The 16970-nt window shown below is 57.9% G+C and carries 10 protein-coding genes and 1 pseudogene; 2 read left to right on the top strand and 9 right to left on the bottom strand.

The features are described 5' to 3' along the window. Positions 1-544: 544 nt before the first annotated feature. Genes ACMRQN_RS06525 through ACMRQN_RS06555 form a run of 7 tightly spaced genes read right to left on the bottom strand, consistent with a single transcriptional unit; the run spans position 545 to position 12530 of the window. The gene (locus ACMRQN_RS06525; protein WP_418734310.1) at positions 545-1612 is read right to left on the bottom strand and encodes a UvrD-helicase domain-containing protein; all 1068 of its coding nucleotides are present in this window, start codon (positions 1610-1612) and stop codon (positions 545-547) included. 1 nt (position 1613) lies between these two features. Continuing rightward, complete coding sequence (locus ACMRQN_RS06530; protein WP_418734311.1) at positions 1614-3296, bottom strand: ATP-dependent nuclease; 1683 nt, start codon at positions 3294-3296, stop codon at positions 1614-1616. Positions 3297-3345: 49 nt separating this feature from the next. Then, positions 3346-6480 (bottom strand): type III restriction-modification system endonuclease, encoded by a 3135-nt coding sequence (locus ACMRQN_RS06535; RefSeq protein ID WP_418734312.1) that lies wholly within the window; start codon positions 6478-6480, stop codon positions 3346-3348. Next, complete coding sequence (locus ACMRQN_RS06540; RefSeq protein WP_418734313.1) at positions 6481-8385, bottom strand: site-specific DNA-methyltransferase; 1905 nt, start codon at positions 8383-8385, stop codon at positions 6481-6483. Positions 8386-8390: 5 nt separating this feature from the next. Further along, a complete protein-coding gene (locus ACMRQN_RS06545; RefSeq protein ID WP_418734314.1) occupies positions 8391-9017 on the bottom strand; it encodes a DUF4391 domain-containing protein in 627 nt (208 codons plus the stop codon). Between the two features lie 2 nt (positions 9018-9019). Continuing rightward, positions 9020-12259: a helicase-related protein gene (locus tag ACMRQN_RS06550; protein WP_418734315.1), complete on the bottom strand. Its 3240-nt coding sequence runs from the start codon at positions 12257-12259 to the stop codon at positions 9020-9022. A 55-nt stretch (positions 12260-12314) separates the two neighbouring features. Then, positions 12315-12530 (bottom strand): YlcI/YnfO family protein, encoded by a 216-nt coding sequence (locus tag ACMRQN_RS06555; protein ID WP_418734316.1) that lies wholly within the window; start codon positions 12528-12530, stop codon positions 12315-12317. Between the two features lie 864 nt (positions 12531-13394). On the opposite strand from ACMRQN_RS06555, the gene ACMRQN_RS06560 reads away from it, so the two are divergent. Together ACMRQN_RS06560 and ACMRQN_RS06565 are read left to right on the top strand one after the other, a co-directional pair. Further along, the gene (locus ACMRQN_RS06560) at positions 13395-13736 is read left to right on the top strand and encodes a YraN family protein (protein ID WP_418734317.1); all 342 of its coding nucleotides are present in this window, start codon (positions 13395-13397) and stop codon (positions 13734-13736) included. 25 nt (positions 13737-13761) lie between these two features. Next, a pseudogene (locus ACMRQN_RS06565) lies at positions 13762-14908 on the top strand (IS3 family transposase). Positions 14909-15100: 192 nt separating this feature from the next. Here ACMRQN_RS06565 and ACMRQN_RS06570 read toward each other — a convergent pair. Together ACMRQN_RS06570 and ACMRQN_RS06575 are read right to left on the bottom strand one after the other, a co-directional pair. Continuing rightward, positions 15101-16399: a type II toxin-antitoxin system HipA family toxin gene (locus ACMRQN_RS06570; RefSeq protein WP_418734318.1), complete on the bottom strand. Its 1299-nt coding sequence runs from the start codon at positions 16397-16399 to the stop codon at positions 15101-15103. Further along, positions 16396-16707, bottom strand: coding sequence for a helix-turn-helix domain-containing protein (locus ACMRQN_RS06575; protein WP_418734319.1), 312 nt, complete (start codon positions 16705-16707; stop codon positions 16396-16398). Before ACMRQN_RS06575 ends, ACMRQN_RS06570 begins: the two co-directional genes overlap by 4 nt. Between the last annotated feature and the right edge of the window lie 263 nt (positions 16708-16970).

The raw sequence follows: 16970 nt of genomic DNA on the forward strand, positions 1-16970 counted from the left end.
TCAATAGTTGAAAACTATCTCCAGTTTGTTTCAGTTTGCCGCAGTTTGCTCCAGTTTTTCCTATTTACACTCAGTCTCAAAAATTGCCGCGAATCCATGGGGTCAAATCTGGGTCACGGTATTTCGGGGTGGGCAGGGCGCTTTCGTGGGTCACGGTGGGTCACAGCGAAATACCAGTATGGATAATCAACTTAACATCATTGGGGGTTTCAAATCATGAAAGCAAAATAAGACTGCAAGCCGCATGCGGTGATGCGGTGCTAGTCGTGACCAGCTTCCTTTGGATCCCAGATAAGCCATTCTGAAATGCAGGAAACTAGCTCATCGAATCCATCTTTATGAGCGATATCCATAAGGTTTATTGAAAGCATTGTTAAATATACTGGCCCTGCGCCTAACTTTGATTCGATAAGCCAAGTTCTGAATATGATTGACTGGGCAAGATGCTTGCTTTTACGACGTGTTCCTACCAGATCGCCAATTCCCGCACCGTCGTGTATGCGGCGCCGAATCGATAGGCTGGTAATTGCTTCGAATCCGCCGATTATGGTTCCCAGATTTGATAATGCACTTTCAGCCTGCCCACTTCCTTGTCTGGGACGACTATTCCAGCACTACATCGAGCCCTCGTGACGGCAACGTAGAACCTCGACCTAGTCTGATCAGCAAGCTCTTTGCTAGAGTTGGAAAGCCATTTCAGCACTGGATTCACGGGATAAATCAAGACATCGTTGTAAGTTCGACCCTTTGATTTCCCAAAGTTGATTGCAATTTGCCCAGATATCGTTTTAGTGGTTGACTTATCCCTAAGCACTATCGGATTGAACCTGTCCGCGTATTCTTGAACGAGCGATTCGGGAACGATCCAGACTCCGGAATGGACGCTGTCTTCAATCCTTGCGATCGACCTCGTTTGTTGGAGGTCAGGGTAAAGCCTATTGGCGAACTCGATAATTGCCTTGCAGCAACGGTGGCTGTCGTTCAATGAATCCCGATCTATCGGGCATTTGGCAACCAGGTTGTTTTCGACGAGAAATTGTTCGAGAGATTTGTTCCTATGTTTTCTGCTCCGATTAGTTCTGTAGGTTGATTGTCGTTCATCGCCGCATATGCGGACGTCGATTCCCGAGTTAAGTAACCTCTCTACAAAATCGAAATCGTAGCCAGCTAAATCTTGCGCCTCGTCGATTAGGATGAAATCAAACAAGCTGTTCAATCTCGCCATAACGGCTCCGTTACTGCAATTATCGCAGTGCAGCGCAAGCTCAGGCAGCTTGGAAGGGTAAACGGAATTTGAAGAATTGCAGTAATATCCGAGAGTAGGCCTTTTGTTGTAATTCTTGACGCGTTCAGATAGGTCGACGCCGACGAACTCGACGGACCCGAATCCCGCGGCGCCTTGAAACGGACGAACTCCATGCTCCAATAAAAAGCTGAACCAAGGAAGAATGGTTACGTTCGGTGGGATGCATCCATGTTTCTGAACGAGCATGGCTTTGGCGACGTCGGCGTTTTCATCGGTAAAGGTTGTGTATAGGAACCTATGGCTGCTTTCGGCGGCCATATTTAGAAGAAACGTCGTTTTTCCGGAGCCCGCGGCGGCTAGATACATCCTAGGCATCGTTGTCCGACCTGGCTTTGCGAGAAGCCCATTCTATGGCTCGTATGATGTATTCGGGATATTCGATTTTCTCATTAGAGTCGAATATCGCCAGAGCGACATCCGTTTTATGGTTCTCCATGTAGTTAAGGGATTTATCTCGGTCGGAGGTAATTTTATCCAAGATTCTCCCCAGGGCTCCATAGCCGGCGGAGCTGTATATCTCGGATTCAAGCGTGTTGTAGTTTACTTTTTCCTTGTTTCCCTCGGGAAGAAGTCGTTCTGGATAGGATACGGTTTGGAGGTCTTCCGTTTCAACGGAAGTGATGAAGGGGAAATCCTCGTACTTTTTCTCTAAGGATTCGATATCCCCGTCGTTGTCAGTAACGGAAACGACGGGCTTGCCTATCAAGGCGGCTATCTCCATGAAGCGCAGGAAGCTGGTTCCGACCGATATCACATCTATCCCATCTTGGATCGGGAGCCTTCCGTCGTGGGTATCCATGTATGCACGTTGAATCACGAGTTCATCGGCATCGCCCTCGACCAAAATGGCAACGTTGCAAAGCAAGACCCGCAGTGTCTTATATCCAGGTGCCTTCATGAAGAAGCGAGAGGTGTCTTCATGAAGGGACGAGAGGGTGGTTGAATAGTCTCCATTAAGGAGAATGAGATTGCGCAGTTCCATTTTGTTTGCAACGAAGCTGCTATGGGTAGTGATTACGAGTTGGATGTCATCACATCGCCTCTTGACATCGTCGAGAAGCATGTTGAGTTTCGTGTGCGAGAGATGATTCTCTGGCTCTTCGAGTAAGATCACATCCCTTTTTCGGTCCTTGCTTTTCGATAATGCTAGCTCGGTACTCACGATGCTTTTCGTGCCATCCCCGACATTAGAGAACGGGATGTCCTCGAGCGTTGTGACTATTCCGTTTTCCCACGAATTGACAGTGCCGGCTTCGAATCCGAATTTCACAGATTTCCTCGTCAAACTATTTGTCTCCCTGCTGATTTTTTCGTTGATCGAGGAAATGGCTTCATCGGTAGAGAATTCGTTTCGTATTCGTCTGTGGACTTGGTATATTGCGATTTGATCACGGGGGTCTAAGACCCCTCGGGCTATCCTTGATACCATCGCCCGCGAATTTGACCATCCAGAGGCATTTCCGCTGCCAATCAGAGATGCGCCGAATTTGATTCCGGCGGGGCGAATGTTTTTTCTTGCGAATGTCGACCAGGAGCAAGCGTAGTACTCGATTGGAATCCCGTAGCATTCGCCCGATTCAATAAACTCTCGGTATTCTTCCGCAAACGAGTCTATATCCAATGAGATCTTAAGTGATATTCCCGATTCGTTTGCCCCCTTCGAGTTGCAATCGCCTCGATAGAGTGCAACGGTGTCCTCGTCGCCGCCGAAGACGATCTCGATAAGAATTTCTGGTGGTTCGCAGTTCTCATGGGAGTCGATTTTGTCCAAATAATCGGAAACAAGCTCGGCGTTGAACAGGTCCTCAGAAAGGTTCCTAGCAAGGGGCGCGCCTCGATACTGTCCGTTTACCGCAGCGACAATCGCCTCGAGAAGCGTTGATTTTCCAGAGTCGTTATCTCCGACGATGATGTTGATGCCAGGGGTGAGATTAACTTGCAAATTAGAAAATCTCTTAAATCCGGCTATTCTTACCTCTTTAATGTGCAATGTCCTCACCCCTGGCCATACTGTTGCTTTTCTTGAATGGGGGTCTGCCTTATTCCAACCCGCCGATAATCTGCAGCATTTTCTCATAGCTGTCGACGCTGTCGTAGCGCACGTCGCTGTCGTTTATCTTGTTGAATAGCTTGCGTGCGCAGGATATCTTCGCGTTCTCGACGCCGCGCAGGTCGAGCTCCTCGACCGCACCCTTGGTCTCCGCCACGAAGTAGACGTGCCTCACCGCCCCCTCCTTGAAGGCAATGGCCCAGTCGGGTGCGTAGTTGCCCACCGGCGTCGGTATCTTGAAGGACCTGGGCAACTTCGCGTAGACGACGACCTCGCTGTGCGCCTCCAGCTCCTCGGCGAACTCGCGTTCGCCCCTCGAGTCGGGGAACACGTAGTCCTGCACGTTCTTGGCGGTTTCCAGGGCGCGGCTGACGTCTTGCGGCATGCGCTCGCTGAATATCTCGCTGTCATAGGTGCCGTCGATCTCGTGATACTCCACGTGGTCAGCGATCATGGCCGCTTTGGCGCCCTTGATGATGCGCCCGGCCTTGGCGATAAACTCCTCGGGGTTCTCCTTGAACAGGTCGAACTTGTCGGGGCGGATGCCCTTTAATATCGCCGCTGCCGTGCGGCGCGTGACCGACGCGGCCTGCGCCACTTCGCCCACCAAATCGTAGGGAACCTCCACCCGTGCCTTCACCTCAAGGTCGTGGCTTGTTTTTTTGACCTGGCCGAACGCTTCCTTGGCGTCCAGGTCGCGCTTGGTCGCATCGTGCTGCACGCCGCGCGTGAGCGTGTACGAGAGCTTGCTGACGTTTAGGTCGCTGTTGAGCTTTTCGATGGCGGCTGCGCGCAGGTCCTCATCCTTGAAGGACACGGTGTAGGCGTGCTTGCCGTTTATCTGATTCCACAGCGCCTGGAACTCGGCTTTGAAGAAGTTGTCGTTCAGGCGGTTCTCGGTGACTTTCTTCTGGTTGCCGTCCGCGAACATGCCGTCCAAGGCATGGGGGTCGTAGACGCTTCTCACCAGCCGCTCTATGGAGTAGGTGTATTCCGAGAGCTGTTCGGGCAGCTGCGACCCGAAGCCTTCGCCAAGCCCTTCCTCGATGAACTTCCGGGTTGGCTTGTCGTCGGCGTCAAGCAGGTCGCATTTCACCAAAGCGTAGTGGATCTTCCTGGCATCGTCGTCGGTGAAGGTCATCTTCGGGCCGTCCTCGCCGTCGTTCGATGGCACCGTCTTGCCCGTGAACAGGGCGTTGTCCACGCGAACGGGGCGTTCGCGCAGCTTCGAGGCGATGTCCTTCTGCAGGTCGCCCACGAACGACGAGTAGCTCTCCGACGCTATAACGGTGAGCGTGTTCACGCGGTGCACGTCCTGCTCGCCGAGCGTGGCCAGATCCTGCCTGTCGCCGTTCTGATCGACGCACAGGCGAAGGCCGCGGCCGACCTCCTGGCGCTTGCCGGTCTCCGACCCGCTGGTTTTCAGCGTGCAGATCTGGAACACATTGGGGTTGTCCCAGCCCTCGCGCAACGCGGAATGGCTGAAGATGAAGCGCACAGGCTCGTCGAACGAGAGCAGGCGCTCCTTGTCCTTCAGGATAAGGTCGTAGCCGCGCTCGGCATCGTCGCCGCCGATGCCGAGGCCGTTTTCGAGTTCCTTCTTCGTTTCGGACTTGCATTCGACGGCATGCCCCTTCTTGTCGATGGAGAAGTAGCCGTCGTGCGTGGCGTGCGCTGAGATGCTGCGCAGGTAAGCCGTGTATTCGTCTTCGAAATGCATGTTCAGGAACTCATTTACGCAAGCAGTGTATTCCTCCTCGAAGACCTTCGCGTAGCCCACGAGCTCGCCGTTGCCGGAAAGGTCGCGGTACTTGGCCACCTCGTCGATGAAGAATAGAGAGAGGCACTTGATGCCGCGGTGAAACAGGGCCTCCTCTTTTTCCAGGTGGCTTTTGATGGTCTCGCGGATCTGGATGCGGCGCATGTCCTCGCCGGCGCTGTCGCCGTACACGGTGCCGCGTTTGAGCTCTACGCCGTTGAGGAAGCGCACGTAGCCCAGCTGCCCCTCCATGTCGGGCACGATCTCCGACACGACGAAGCCGTTGTACGCCTCCATGTGCGTGGCTCCGGTGGCCTCGTAGATGTCGTCCTCCACGTTGAAAGGGCCCGTGACCTTCTTGATCGACCCGTTGGCGCCCACGACCTTGTGCTCGATTACGGCGACGGGGGCGGTGTCGCGCGAAACCACGATGTCCTTCAAGTACAGGTAGCCGTCGGTGCCGCGCATGTTCTTCAGCTCGAAGCCTTTGACCTCGATTCTCTTCACCAGGCGCTGGTTGAAGGCATCCAAGGCGTCGAGCACGTACACGGCGTCGTGCTTGTCCTTGTGCGTGGCTGAGTAGTTCAGCACGAACAGCGGGTTGAAGCGCGCCACGCCCGCCTGTGTGGCCTTGCCTCCCATCTTCTGGGGCTCGTCCATGATGACGATGGGGCGGTTCGCGGCTATGACGTCGATGGGCCTTCGGCTTTGGAACTCGTCGCGCTCGTCGAAGATGATGCGGGCCTCTTTGGAGTTGCCGCCCTCCTTCATGGACGTGTTGAAAGCCTGCATGTTGATGATCATGCAGTTGATGTCGCTGGACTGCGAGTATCGGTCCAGCTCGTTGAGCTGCTTTGAGTTGTAAATGAAGTAGTCGATCTTCTTGCCGTACTGCTCGAAGAAGTGCTGCTCTGTTCCTTGCATCGACTTCATAACGCCCTCTCGGATGGCCACGCTGGGCACCACGACGATGAACTTCGTCCAACCGTAGCGGCGGTTGAGCTCGAACATCGTCTTCGTGTACACGTAGGTCTTGCCGGTGCCGGTCTCCATCTCGACGTCTAGGTTCACGGCGCCCTGGCCGGGGGCGAGGCTTGCCGAGGGCGTTATATTGTTGGCGCGCTGGACGGCCTGGACGTTGGACAGCAGCTCTGCGGCCGAGAGCTTCACGGCAGCGTTGCCGTAGCCGTCGGACAATTCGAGGTCGGCGTTTTCGAACATAGATTCCATGCCCTTGCTGCTGGCGGCCGTGCCAAGGTCGCGCAGGTACACGGCGGGCGCCTGGTTGGGCTGGCCCGCGAACACGTCGGCGACGGCGCGCGAGGCGTCTTCCTGGTAGCGCTGGTTCTTGAACTTGAGCTGCATCTAGATCACGCGCCTCACGGTGTCGGGACTGAACGTCTTGAACAGCTCCTCCAGGTTCGCCGCGATGGCGTCGTCTGCAAGGCACGCGTCGCGGAACACGGCGTAGAGCGGCCGCATCTGTGCGATGCGCTCGATGGTCCTGTTGTCTATCTGGCTGCTGAAGCATGCCACCAGCTGGCTGTCGTTCACGTCGAACACCGTCTTGCCGTCGATGTCCAACTCCTCGATCTTCGCGGAAAGCGGAATGCGGAACTTCGGCAGCACCTGGAACAGGATGTCCAAATCGGAGCGGTTGGGTTTCAGATTGTCGACGAACAGGTCGATGGAGGTCTGTTCGTACTGGTCGGGAGCGGCGCTCACGTCGTTGAAGTTAGACGAGTCGATGCGCAGCACGCGGAAGCCGACGTCGGGCACCTTCTTCGGCTCCTCTCCGATTTTCGGCTGTTTGTTTGCTTCTTCGATCTCGGTCTTGATTTCTGCACCTGCTCGGCGGATACGCTCCTCGCCAATTTCGCAGATGGTGGAATAGCCATCTTTTGATGCTTCGCGTTTTGGGTCCGTTTCTTCAGGAACTTGAACCAAGATGAAATGATAGCCAGTGTCTTTCTCGGTTTCCTGGGCAAACAACGCATGTGCCGTGGAAGCTGATCCCGAAAAGAAATCGAGAACAATGTCGCCCTCTTTTAAATTGGCTAGGGTTATGATGCGACGTAGTAAACGCGTCGGCTTTGGGCCGTCAAAATATCCCTTGTCATCAAACAAGCCTATAACTTCTTTTGCACCTTCCTGGCTATGTCCGACTTCTTTGTAGAAGAGAATTGAAGTCGGTGCCATCCCTCTTCCTTCGACCTCGCTCAGGAATCTTTTGATTCGAGGTACGCCAGACCCGTCTGATCCAAACCATATTCTGTTGTCCTGGAGCCTCTCGCGAAACGCGTTTCGCGAGAGGCTCCAGCAGCGCCCTGCTGGAGGCTCTACAATTCGCCCAGAGGGCGTTTCAATTGGGTAATCAGTTGAAGGACTATAGGTTTTAACAGTCATATTATCCGACATCCAGGGGCCACGCGGATCGTTGTCGGGGTTCTTGTACCTTGCATTGGCTTCTGCGGATCGCGGAAGACGTCCTATTTGAAAGTTCTCAATTTGTTTTGTGTAGCAGACGACATAGTCATGACTGTTGGAGACGTATTTCGCATCGTTTTTAGGCGAATAGGCTCGCTCCCAAATAAGCTGAGCAACGAAATTGTCTTCACCGAAAACCTCGTCACACATCTTTCTTAGATTCTCTTGCTCATTGTCGTCAATCGAAATGAAGATAACGCCATCGTTGCTTAGGAAATCCCTGGCAAGCACAAGCCTTGGGTACATCATTGAACACCAGTCGCTATGAAAACGTCCATTGCTTTCGGTGTTGGCGACCAGGCGTCCGCCTTCTTCGTCGTATTCGCCGCTTTCCGCTATGTATTCACTGTTCGTCATAGCGAAGTCGTCGTCGTAGACGAAATCATGGCCCGTGTTGTAGGGTGGATCGATGTAGATGAGCTTCACCTTGCCGGCGTAGGTCTCTCGCAGAAGTTTCAGTGCTTCAAGGTTGTCGCCTTCGATGTAGAGGTTTTCCGTTGTGTCCCAGTCGACGCTCTTCTCGGGGCAGGGACGCAGCGTCTTGTTGATAGGCTTGCGCGCCTCTTCCTTCGCAGCGCGCTTGCCGGGCCAGGTGAACTGGTAGCGCTCGCGCTGGCCTTCGGCCACATCGCCTAGAAGCTCGCGCAGCGCGTCGAAGTCGACGGAGCGCGAAACCTCGCCGTCTTTGCCTATCACTTCAGTTGCAACCTGGGGGAACAAATCCAGCAGCTTGGCCTCGTTCTCCATAGTCAAATCGGGCGTGGCGGTGTCTATCTTCTCCATGTGCGTTACTCCTCCTGTTCAAGAGCGCGCAGCTCTTCTTTCAATCCTTTGAGTTCGGCGAACAGTCTGTTCTTCTTCGCGAGCTGTTTTTCCTTGCGGCATTTCCTATCCGTCGCTTCGATCTTCGCGTGGAGCGATTCTACCTTGGCCTGGCGCGCCAGTCTTTCCGCAACGCTGGTCGATGCGCTGCCGACGTCGCCGAAGGCGATCTGCGACTGAATAGCTTCCCAGGTTTCGTCCAGGTTGGCGCCTTCGAGCCGAAGCTGCCATTCGCTTTCGGGCTTCCAGTCGGGGGTCGAGACGATTTTGCCTCCGATCCTTGCGGAAAGCCTTGCCGTGCCGTCGGGTCGTATGCAAGCGAAGACGATCTTGCGCGGGTTCGCTTTCGCGATCTCGTCCAAAACGGCGGGATCGACGCCGTCGCCCTTCAGGCCGACCCGCAGCACGGCGATCTCCTTGACGTTCGGCCCTTCGGCGAGGTTCGCCGTCGACGCCTTCACCGTGTTCGCCATGCGGAACCCCTCCACGTCGGTGACGAAGGATTCCTTCACCTTGGCGGGCAGCGCCAGGTTCCGGTAGAACGCCTCCTTGGGTATGCGCCCGCCCTTGGCGACCTCTGTGGTGCTTGGCAACCCTAACATGGCCTCACCACCAAAAAGCACACCAGCTCGAAGTCGTCGATTCCCGCAACGTCCGATTCCAAGAAGCTGGTGGTGCCGGCGGTGAAGAAGCTGTCGACGGCTTCTTCCGACTTCTCGTCGACGATTGACTCGATGGCGCAGGCCAGCAGCTCCGACGCCTTGCGCATGTCGCGGCCGTTCTTCGTCTCCTTGTTGTAAGCCTTGCATAGCGCGTCGTCCGGGGCGGCCTTGCCCTTGCAGATTTGCCGCATGTAGTCGAGCGTCTGCTTCGGCTTCAGGTATCCCTGCACGATGTCGCCGTCGTCGCCTACGTGCACCACGTAGAACGGATGGATCTGGTTCTTTGTGCTCTGCTCCAGCGACTCGTTCACGTTCCTGAGGACGAAAACAATGCCCGGCTGGTCACCCTGCACCACGGCGTTGATGCCCAATGGCGTGCGCTCGATCTCGGGGTGCGTTTTGTAGTATTCGGCCAAATCCGATCTGAAGTCATTCAGGCCCAGGTCGGTTATCGATACGCCGCCATCCACGTCTTCGAGGTCCACCACCTCGCTCTGCATCTGCAGCAGCTGGTTCTTGCGATATTCAAGGTCGCCCTTCTCGCCCTCGTTGAGCAGGTCGTCGTCGCCCGTGGAGGTGAGCACCACGCCGCGCATCCTGCTTTCCACGCGGCTTTTCAAGTTGATGTAGTCGTCCAGCTCGATGTCGGGCCAGAAGTTCACCAGCTGGATCTCCGCGTTCTTCGACCCGATGCGGTCGATGCGGCCGAACCGCTGCACGATGCGCACGGGGTTCCAGTGTATGTCGTAGTTCACCAGGTAGTCGCAGTCCTGTAGGTTCTGGCCCTCGGAGATGCAGTCGGTGGCAACCAGGATGTCGATGTCTGGGGCGCCGGGCATCACCTGGTCGCGGCCCTTCGATTCGGGCGAGAAGCATGTGAGCACGTCGTTCATGTTGCCCGAGACGCCCTCGGCTGTGGTGCGCGAGCCCTTCTGGCCGCCGGTGACCTCGGCGATGCTCAGGCCCAGCTCTCGCGCCGCGGGTGCCAGGTTCTCGTAGAGATAGTCGGCCGTGTCGGCGAACGCGGTGAACACGATGGCCTTCCTGTTGCCGGCGTTTATGGGGTTCGCCACCTTCCTTCTCAGTAGCGTGCGCAGGGTTTCGAGCTTCTCGTCGCTTGCGGGGTCGATGCCCTGGACCATGAACAGCAGGCCCTCGATGGTGTTGATGTCGTCGCACATGTCACGGCGCCACGACTTCCAGTCCAGGTCGGCGATGTCGAACTTCTGCTTCCCGCCCACCTCGAAGTCGAGCGTATCGAGGTCGTCGGGCTCGAAGTCGTTCTCGTCGATGCCGGCATCGAGTGCGCCCGCCATCGTCCCTAGCCGCTCGTACTCGTCTATCTGGGAAACGCGCTGCTGCATGAGATTCAGGATGCGCTGCAGCGTCAAGCGGAACGAGTGCACCGAGCTTTCCAGACGCTTGAGCAGGTTGGTGCCCATGAGCTTCTTCACGCCCGTTTCGCGGCCGCTCGTGGTGAGGTTGCCGTTCTTGTCGGCGTACTTGGCGGCGCGGCTGGGCTGCAGGTAGCGAGAAGGCGAGTACACCGCCAGGCTCAACAGTTCGATAGATCCTGCGATCTCGCCGTAGGTGGGCGCGTTGACAGCCTTCGACAGCCCGGGACGCTGTGTGATGGGATTGCGCCGCTTCGGGAACGGGCCGATGGCGCTGGCGTCGTAGTAACGCTGGATGTGCTTGCGAGAGCGGGCAACCGTCATCTGGTCGAGGATATGGAAGAAGTCGGGGCTCAGGAGGTGCGTGAGGTTCTCGGTGGTGCGCTCGTCGATGGGGCGTTTGGCCCACTGGGAGTAGCTGGCTTGCGCCATGCGGAACACATCGTCGATGTCCGTTTCCAATCCGAGCTTCTCGGTGAGCACCTGCGATTCGCCCTGGTAGACCAATGCCAGCTGGTTGCGGATGTCCCTGAAGCGGTTGTTGACCGGCGTGGCCGACAGCATGAGCACGCGGGTACGCTCGCCTTGCTGCAGGATCTCCTCGACGAGCCGCTGGTAGCGGTTGCGCTTGCCGTCCTCCTTCGCCGAGGTGTCCTCGCCGTTCCTGAAGTTGTGGGACTCATCTATGACCACCAGGTCGTAGTTGCTCCAGTCGAGGCGCGCCAGGTCGATGCCGGTGTCGGTGGTGCCCCTTTTGCGCGACAGGTCGGTGTGGTAGAGCACGTCGTAATGCAAGTCGTCGTCACGCAGCGGATTATTCTTGTAGCTGTGGTTGTACAGCGTCCAGTTTTCCGACAGGCGCTTGGGGCACAGCACCAGCACGCGCGCCTTACGCTTGCCCCGCTTGAGGTAGTAGGCCATAACGGCCAGCGCGGTGAACGTCTTGCCCAGGCCCACGGAATCGGCCAGGATGCAGCCGTTGTACTGGTTGAGCTTCTGAACGATGGACACCACGGCATCCTTCTGGAAGTCGTAGAGCATGCCCCAGATCTTGGTTTCCTTGAACGACGAAGACTCGTCGGGAAGCGATTCGCCGCTCACGTCCTCTAGGAACTCGTGGAAGACGCGATAGAGTGCCAGGTAGTAGACCAGCTCGGGCGGGTTCTCCCGGTACATCAGCGAAATGTTGTCGATGACGGATTCGGTCACGTCGACGAGCTTGCCACTTTCCCATTCGCGGTTGAAGGCGTCGAGCAGATTCTTCGACATGGATGAGTCCTGCCTCAGGGAAAAGGAGGGGGATTGGCCGCTGGGTTGGACGCCCAGCATGACCGTATCGAACGATTCGAAGGGTATGTAGCCGACGACATCGTTTTGCTTTTCGATTTGTGCCGAAGGCGAAAGGGGGCGCGCTTCGCCCGGACATGATTTGAACGTCGTTTTCTTTCTGATCCATTCAGCGCATTCGCTCGCAACGGCTTTTTGGGTCAGCTCGTTTTTGAGCTTCACCTCGAACTGCGAGCCGAACAGACCCTGCTCGTGCAGCATGCGGGGGATGTAGAACTCGCGCTGCTCTTTCTTCGGGCGGTCCTTCGTGAACGCGTCGGATGTGAAGACGAATCGGAATTCGTCAAGGCCTTCAAGTGCTTCTTTCAGCTCGCTGTACGCGTACATCGAGAAGAGCGATGCCGCAACGGACATCTTGTCGCCCTTCGCGATGCGTGCGGCAAGCTCGTCTTTCATGATGCTCGTTTTGTTGTCGATATATGCCTGGTCCACGTTGTCCAGCCTTTCGGGGCTTCAGGTTGCTTAGGTTATCGGGGTTCGTTGGTGGTCAGCCGATTCTTCCCGGCTGCTCGGAGAGCTCCCGTATAAGGCTGGCGCGCACCAAAGCGCTGAAACTCATGCCCTTGAGCGCGGCAGCTTTCTTCGCGCTGTCTCGCAAGTTTTTCGGTAAGCGGATGGTTATGGCCGCCATCTCGCCGTCGACGAGGTACTTCTGTATTTCCGTCGGACTGGCGTTATTCTTGATCAACTCGGGGTAATCCATTCCGCATCCCTCCAGGTTAGTACGAATGCAATACATTTGAATTATACGCTCGTTTGACCCAGTTTACTTAGCTGGCGGCTAATAGCTTCGGGGGATGGCAAAGGGCTGTTTGCCCTGCTTGCAAAAGCAAGGCTACTCGCCCGTCGTACAATATTCCTTAGAAACCTATATGTATTCGCTCGCATGTCCAACGAAATGGACTTTCGAGGCTGCATCAGCGAGAAACTACTGCAGATTCTCCTACCGCGTCGGATTAGCGGGCGGCGGGCTTGATGGCGAATCATGAGGGTCGGCCTTTCGCGCGGAAGAGCCGCGGGTAGACTCAAGCTATTGGCTTCTGCAGGAGCGGTCCTGTCGATATCGTCCCGCATTGAAGGTTAGTGGTGCCAAGCGCCCTTATGCTCATGTGCAAGTCGATGAAGAAGCGGGGAACGTCTCTGGTTGTGTTGCCGAGTCGGCATACTGCCGCAAGCTCTCAACGCAACCTTGCAAGCCCTCGAATCGACGCCGCCTGTGGCGATGGCCGATGAAACCAAATCTTCGTCATGCAGGCAATCGCTCTGGTTGCCTCGTCCGGTCCAACCACATTCGGCTCGAATTCGCGCTCCAAGCAGGTAGGCCAACCCGCCATTCCTGAATTCATTGCGCAGACCCCCCATGTCGGGACGTCCTCCTTCGCCTTCCTTGGCTTTGCCACACTCGCTCAGAACCAGGCTCTTCAGGCAAGGCGCGAAAAACTTTTGCTGCGCAAAACTCGGGCCCTGCCGGGTTTTCGCTTGATTCCTTGCCCTTGGCCAGAACCTGAGCGGCTTCCGGATCACAAGGCAGGCCAAAGGGGCCGGCCACGAACAAACGGAGGTCATCATGAGCAATTTCGAACTTCAGGAGAAGGCAGTCAAGGCAGCCACCCGCTTCATCGAGCGCAAGGGATTCGAGCTTCTCGATACCGGTTGGACTTCCCCCGAGGGAACCCAGATCGATTTGATTGCCAGCGACGAGGACACCCTGGTCTTCATCGACGTCACCGCAACCGAGTTCGGCGAGGGCGGCTTCGAGGGCGGCAAGGTCAAGCGCAGCGACCTTGAGATCGCGGCAGCGTCCTGGCTCGCGGGCAACTCGCCCGACGGCGAAATCCAGGTCCACTTCGACATCATCGACATGCTGGTCGTGAGTGGATTGGCTACACTAAGCTGGACAGTTTCGTGAGGGCCGGAAGAGTCAGGAGGAGCCCATGGCGGACCCGAAGCACCCCAGGCATTTCACCGACGAGTTCAAGCGGCAGATAGTCGAGCTCGTAAACGCGGGGAAGCCCAAGGCGGACGCGATGCGCGAGTACGACCTGTCGAAGAGCACCGTCGACAGATGGGTCAAGTCGATCAACGCCACGGGATCGCCGCATGTCGCCGACAACCGCACGCCCGAGCAGAACCGGGTGATCGAGCTGGAGCGCGAGAACCGCAGGCTGCGCATGGAGGTCGACGTTTTAAAACAAGCGGCGCTGATATTCGCACGAAAGTGACGGTGATAGCGGCCAACGCCGACCGCTACCCGGTATCGGCGCAATGCGAGATCCTCGGCGTTGCGCGCTCGACCTACTACTCCATGCGGTCGCGCGGGGCGCCCCCGGGGCCGCCCGACCCTGTCGAGCCCGCCGTGCTGGCGGCGCACGAGGCCAGCCGCGGGCGCTACGGGGCCCGCAAGATCAAGGCGGCGCTCTCCCGGGACGGCATAACCGCCAGCCGCAGGCGCATCTGCAGGATAATGCGGAAGAACGGCCTGACCAGCGCATATGGCCGCAGGAGGTTCAAATGCCATCCCGGCAGGCCCAACGAGGCCGACCTGCCGAACGTGGTCGCCGGGGAGTTCGGCGGGCGCGCGCCCTGCACCCACGTGCGCAGCGACCTGACCTACGTGCGCGTCGGCGGCGGCTGGACTACGTCTGCCTGCTCGTCGACCTGAGCAACCGCGAGATCGTCGGCCATTCCGCCGGACCGCGCAAGGACGCCGCCCTGGTGAGGGCCGCCTTCGCGACGCTGGAGTTCCCGATATCCGACATCGAGGTGTTCCATACGGACCGCGGCAGCGAGTTCGACAACGCGAAGATCGACGAGATGCTCGACGTCTTCGGCATCGAGCGGTCGCTGTCGAGGAAGGGGTGCCCGTACGACAACGCGGTCGACGAGTCGACCAACAAGATACTGAAGGCCGAGCTCGTCTACCGCGAGATGTTCGGCACGACGCGCGAGCTGCAGGTCAAGCTGGCGGACTACGTGCATTGGTACAACAACTTCAGGATGCATTCGACGCTGGGGTACATGACCCCGGTCGAGTTCAGAAAAGCAGGCTTGGTCCTCCCGAAATCGTCCAAAAAGATGTAGCCAATCCATGAGCACCGACAGGGCGCTCCTGAGGCACCACATCAACGCCTTCAGCTGCGGGGTCGAGTAACCGACCTCCATCCCGGCCCCCGCTGGAGGGCCGGGAGCCCCTCGGGGTCATCCCGAGGGGCTCTTCCGCATCTTTATCGGCCGTCCCCCATGATTCGCTAGTTGGCCGCGAGGACGCGGGGCTTAGCTCCCCAGTCCTTTCAGCGACCTTGCGCACAGCTGCGCGATCGGCTCCTCCATGCGCCCCCTGAGCTCCCTGGCGGCGTCGGCCGACCCCGTTTTCTCCAAAGCGTCGAACTCCTGGGCCAGCTTGTCGGGGATCTCTTCGGCGTAGAGCGCCAGCAAGTCGCGGCAGCCCTCGGCGGTTATGCCGAATCGTTCGAGGCCGCACTGCTCGACCAGCTTGGCGAGGTCGTTTGCCGAAACGCGGCCTGCGCGGTTCTCGCCGCCGATGGACATGGCGAGCTTGGGCGGCTTGACCTTCAGCTTCGCCCCCTCGACGTAGGGGGCGATGGATGCCACGTCGTACATGGGCGCCAGCCTGTGCGACCCGTCGGCGGCGAGCATGATGGAGTAGTTCTTGGCGTGCGCGTCCGTCGCCGCGAGCAGGTAGTTGAGGAAGAGCATCTGCAGGAAACCCGCGGCGTTTGTCTGGGCAGTGGGCCCGGTCGAGGTGAGGAGCCCCAGCACTTCGGCGCAGTTCGGCCCGCCGTACATGGTGTACTTGTTGTCGGGAAGGCATCTCAGGGCCTGGCAGAGATCCTCCTGATGGAGCCTCGTCACGCTGTCCCCCTCGACCAAGCGGTCGTAGCGCTCGATGACGATGGCGGGCTCCACGCCGCCCTCGCCCTCGAATTCCAGATACTCGACACTTGCCGCAGGCACGTCTAGGCTTCTCGCTAGCCGCATGCAGACGTACTCGTTGAGCGCCTGATGGGCCAGTCCGCGCACGCCGCTCTTCAGGATGTGGGTGGTTGCCGCAGAGCCCTCGCAGGAGTACCACCTGCCGTCCATGCGCCGCAAGGCGAACTTGCTCTGCTGGCCGCCGAGGCTCCAATGCTCGTTGTCGGCGATCCAGCCGGCGCCATCCTGGCGGCCCGTGGTCAGCCTCCGGGCAATTTCGGCGTCGCTCACGGCAACGAGGCGCTCATCGCGGCAGGCGTCGGAACCCTGGGGGACGAACTGCACCGCGCCGGGGCAGTCCAGGCCGATGACGCCGAGGAGCGCAAAGGGGTTGTTGGGGGAGATGCCGGCGTCGGCGGCGACATGCCTTCTCACGGCCGGGTCCTCCGGCAAAAGCCCCCAGAGGTAGGGCAGCACGACCTTGTCCCGGTAGGGCCTGGTGGAAAGCGGCATGGACGACGACAGCGGAACGCCGCGGTAGCCTCTCTCGTAGGCGAAGGAAAGCGAGCCGGCCCCGTCCTGGGAAAGGGTTCCTGCGAGCTTGCCGGCGATGAGCACGTCGAGGACGCCGGCCGTCATCGCGCACCTCCCGTCAGGATGGAGAGAGCGCCTGCGGAGGCATCATCGCAAGCCGCAGGCCCTCCGATGCCCAACTGCTCAGCCTGCGGCTCATCTGAGGGGTTCCCGACGGTCAGCTCCAGCCCCAGCCCCAGGGCCCGGAGCACGGCGGTGAGCTTGTCCAGCTGCACGCCGGGGTTTGGTCCCAGCTCCAGCGACCAAAGGCAACGCTTCGACACGCCCGCGGCCTCTGCCAGCTGAGCCTGGGTCATCCCCAATTCAGCGCGCCTGTCCTTTATGACGTAGCCTATCTCCAGCGCGTCGACCATGGATGTCCTCCCATCTCAGGTGAATTGTTCTTTCGCATAATTTTGCGATTATGATAGTTCGCAATATTGTGCGAGTCAATATTCTCGCAACATTATGTGTTTGGCGGTATGTTCCTGGAATCCGGTTAATTTGCAAGTTCATCCGAACACTTAAGTTTCGTTCTCGAACTCAGCCGGACATGTCCGGCTGAGTTCGAGAATTCCTTTCTGGAGGCGAGGGCCGAAGGCCCTCCCGAGAGAAAGGAAGAAGCATGGAGGAAAAG

This window comes from Ellagibacter sp. (genome assembly GCF_048412355.1).
Classification (GTDB): Bacteria; Actinomycetota; Coriobacteriia; order Coriobacteriales; family Eggerthellaceae; genus Ellagibacter.